The organism is Mesorhizobium sp. M7A.F.Ca.CA.001.08.2.1 (genome assembly GCF_003998455.1).
Lineage (GTDB): Bacteria > Pseudomonadota > Alphaproteobacteria > Rhizobiales > Rhizobiaceae > Mesorhizobium > Mesorhizobium ciceri.
This window is the reverse complement of record NZ_RZPW01000793.1, coordinates 1-2,736: the sequence shown is the minus strand read 5'-3', so window position 1 is coordinate 2,736 and position 2,736 is coordinate 1. Positions and strand designations below refer to the sequence as shown.

The window sequence follows — 2,736 nt, the reverse complement described above, 5'->3', positions numbered from 1 at the left end:
AAGCTGAAGACCGATGAGCATGATCAGGGCAAGGGCAGCACCACCGACCAGCAGGCCCAGGGCAAGGCCAAGATGCAGACCGACGAGCAGGCTCAGGGCAAGGCCGGCACCACCACCGACCAGCAGGCCCAGGGCAAGACCAAGATGCAGACCGACGAGCAGGCTCAGGGCAAGGCCGGCACCACCACCGACCAGCAGGCCCAGGGCAAGGCCTCGACACAGGATACGACGTCGACCGGTTCCATCAACAACGTGACGGTGGAGCAGAAAACCCAAGTCACTCAGATTATCCGGGAGACGAAGGTCGAGCCTGTGTCCAATGTCAATTTTGACATCAGCGTCGGCGTCGAAGTTCCGCGGCACAAGGTCAGGCTGCATCGGCTGCCGGCTCGTATCGTCAAGATCGTTCCCGCTTACGAAAGCTACGAGTATTTCGTGCTTGCGGACGGTCGGATCGTCATCGTTGATCCGGATACGTTCAAGATCGTGCTGATTTTGACCTGATATGTCCGACGAGTGGTCCGCCCTCCAGAGGGCGGACCGTCATTGCCGGACTGCTATGGATTCAAAGCAACTCCGGAGAGAACCGCAAGCGGCAGGTGATACAATCCTGCCACCGCATGGCGGACTCGGCTAGAGACGGCCGAGCACAACCAGGATTATGACTATAAGCAGCAGAAGACCGAGGCCGCCGCCCCCGTAATAGCCGGTGCCGTAGAATGGCCCGCCGCCAAGTCCACTAAAGCCGCCAAGCAATGCGATAATCAGAATGATGATAAGAATTGTGCCGAGACCCATGACTTGCTCTCCTGTTTGCGGCTTCGCGCCGTGTAGACGGAGCGGCGGTCGCCGGCTGATGAGAATATGAACTCGCTACAAGCCTTCCTGTTCCCGATTGAGACCTCATCGACGCTGCAAGGTCTGGCCGCTCAAAGTTGTTTAGGCGAACAAAGGTCATCCCGAGACGCCCGAGTAGCCCCGGTCTTTCAGCAATCCAGCGAGATGGGCGGCGTTTGAGGCTGCCATTTCGATCGCACCCGAGACTTTTTCCGGAGTTGCCGGCAGGTCGACATAGTTGACGTCCTCCATCGCCTCGCCAACCCAGTAGACCCCGCCATTGGCCGGGATGGTGAAGCCGACATCGTTCAATGCCTGAAAGCATTCCGCGTGGCAGTGATGCGCACCGTCCTCATTACCGACGATGGCCACCAGGGCCACCTTTCCTGCTGCCGGCATTCGCCCTCTGTCATCCGTCTCCTCGAGAAAGGCATCCATCCGCTCCAGGACGCGCTTGGCCACACTCGAGGGCTGGCCAAGCCAGATCGGAAGCCCGAGCACGAAGATGTCGGCCGCCAGTATCTTCTTTCTGAGTTTCGGCCAATCGTCGCCCTCGCCCATGTCGGAGAGCACGCCGGGCTTGATATCGTGGCTGAGCGCACGCACGATCTCGCCCTTCACATCGTATTGCATCAACGCGGCCAGGACATCGGCGAGCAACCGATCGGTGGAGGATTTTTCCCTGTCGTTCGAAGCTTTGAGCGAGCAATTGAGTGCGAAGGCCGTAAGCGGCATGTGAATCTCCCTGCATTGTCCTAATTGCAAACCGCCGCGACGACTTCGCGACTGCCCATTCGCCCGTTGCGGGATCGCCCGGCATTCTAACGCCAGGGTTAAATGCTTGTTCCGCAGGCGGACCAACAGGGCCGGTGGATGGCCCCCTCCTCCTACTTGGTGACGGTCGAGCCGGCTCAGAAAGCGGGCTGGTCCTTGAGCACAGACGTTGGAGAACGGACAGCGGCGAGCGACGCAGACTGAACTGGTGCGGCAACCTATTCGTTCGCTCTTCGTTTTCTTCTGAGTTCCCGAAAATGGATAGACGATGCTCGTCCAGACCCTCGAAGCAGGCGATATGCAGCTGGCGGTATCCACGGCCGGCGATCCGCGCCGACCGGCCTTGATCCTTCTGCACGGCTGGCCCCATTCCCGGAAAATCTATGATGGTGTGCTCGATGAACTCGGCACGCGATACTTTACGCTGGCTTTCGATCTTCCGGAGATCGGTGAATCGCGTGGCACTCCGCCGTCGGCGGAAAAGAAGGTTCTTGCCGATATTGTGATTTCAGCCGCCGAGGCGCTTGGGGCCAAATCCATCGTCGTTGCAGGCTTCGATGTGGGCGGCATGATTGCCTTCGCTGCTGCTCGCCATCATGGCGGTCGCATCGTCGGCGCGGTGCCGATGAATACGGTTATCCCCGGCCTTCATCCATGGACGAAGGTAGTCGCAAACCCGAGCATCTGGCACTTTGCGTTTCATGCGGTGCCTGAGTTGCCGGAGTTGCTGGTGACGGGCCATCAACGCGCCTACTTCGATTTTTTCTTCGATCTGCTCGCCGGCCGTCCCGAAGCATTGACCAATGAAATGCGGGAGACGTTGACGCAGGCCTATGCGAGGCCGGAGGCACTTAAGGCCGGCTTTGATTGGTATCGCGCGTTCAAGCAGGATGCCGAGGCCAATGCCCCGGCGCGCATCGAAGTTCCGATCCTTTATATCCGCGGCGACGCGGATTTTGGATCGATCGACGATTACCTCGAAGGTCTAAGGATGTCTGGCGCAAAGAACCTGCAAGGTCACATGATCGCCAACTGCGGCGAATTCCTGCCGATCGAGGCACCGGCAGAATTCGTCAAGGCGCTGGTGGAATTCGCACCGAGATAGTGAAGCGATCAGCGTTATGC

At 59.1% G+C, this 2,736-nt stretch carries 4 protein-coding genes; 2 read left to right on the top strand and 2 right to left on the bottom strand.

All coding sequences use genetic code 11. The annotated features are described in order from the left end of the window. The coding region (locus tag EN914_RS31020) for a DUF1236 domain-containing protein (protein ID WP_127389496.1) at nucleotides 1–504 on the top strand (504 nt) is incomplete at its 5' end. 129 nt (nucleotides 505–633) lie between these two features. On the opposite strand, the gene EN914_RS31015 is transcribed toward EN914_RS31020, so the two are convergent. After that, the gene (locus EN914_RS31015; protein WP_013531546.1) at nucleotides 634–798 is read right to left on the bottom strand and encodes a DUF3309 family protein; all 165 of its coding nucleotides are present in this window, start codon (nucleotides 796–798) and stop codon (nucleotides 634–636) included. A gap of 156 nt (nucleotides 799–954) precedes the next feature. Beyond that, complete coding sequence (locus EN914_RS31010) at nucleotides 955–1,572, bottom strand: flavodoxin family protein (RefSeq protein WP_024505224.1); 618 nt, start codon at nucleotides 1,570–1,572, stop codon at nucleotides 955–957. Nucleotides 1,573–1,879: 307 nt separating this feature from the next. On the opposite strand from EN914_RS31010, the gene EN914_RS31005 reads away from it, so the two are divergent. Continuing rightward, complete coding sequence (locus EN914_RS31005) at nucleotides 1,880–2,716, top strand: alpha/beta fold hydrolase (RefSeq protein WP_024505223.1); 837 nt, start codon at nucleotides 1,880–1,882, stop codon at nucleotides 2,714–2,716. The last annotated feature ends 20 nt before the right edge of the window (nucleotides 2,717–2,736 follow it).

Bases quoted from the DNA above. Each gene is read 5' to 3' on its own strand.
- EN914_RS31015 (WP_013531546.1), bottom strand. From the start codon at position 798: ATGGGTCTCGGCACAATTCTTATCATCATTCTGATTATCGCATTGCTT.
- EN914_RS31010 (WP_024505224.1), bottom strand. From the start codon at position 1,572: ATGCCGCTTACGGCCTTCGCACTCAATTGCTCGCTCAAAGCTTCGAAC.
- EN914_RS31005 (WP_024505223.1), top strand. From the start codon at position 1,880: ATGCTCGTCCAGACCCTCGAAGCAGGCGATATGCAGCTGGCGGTATCC.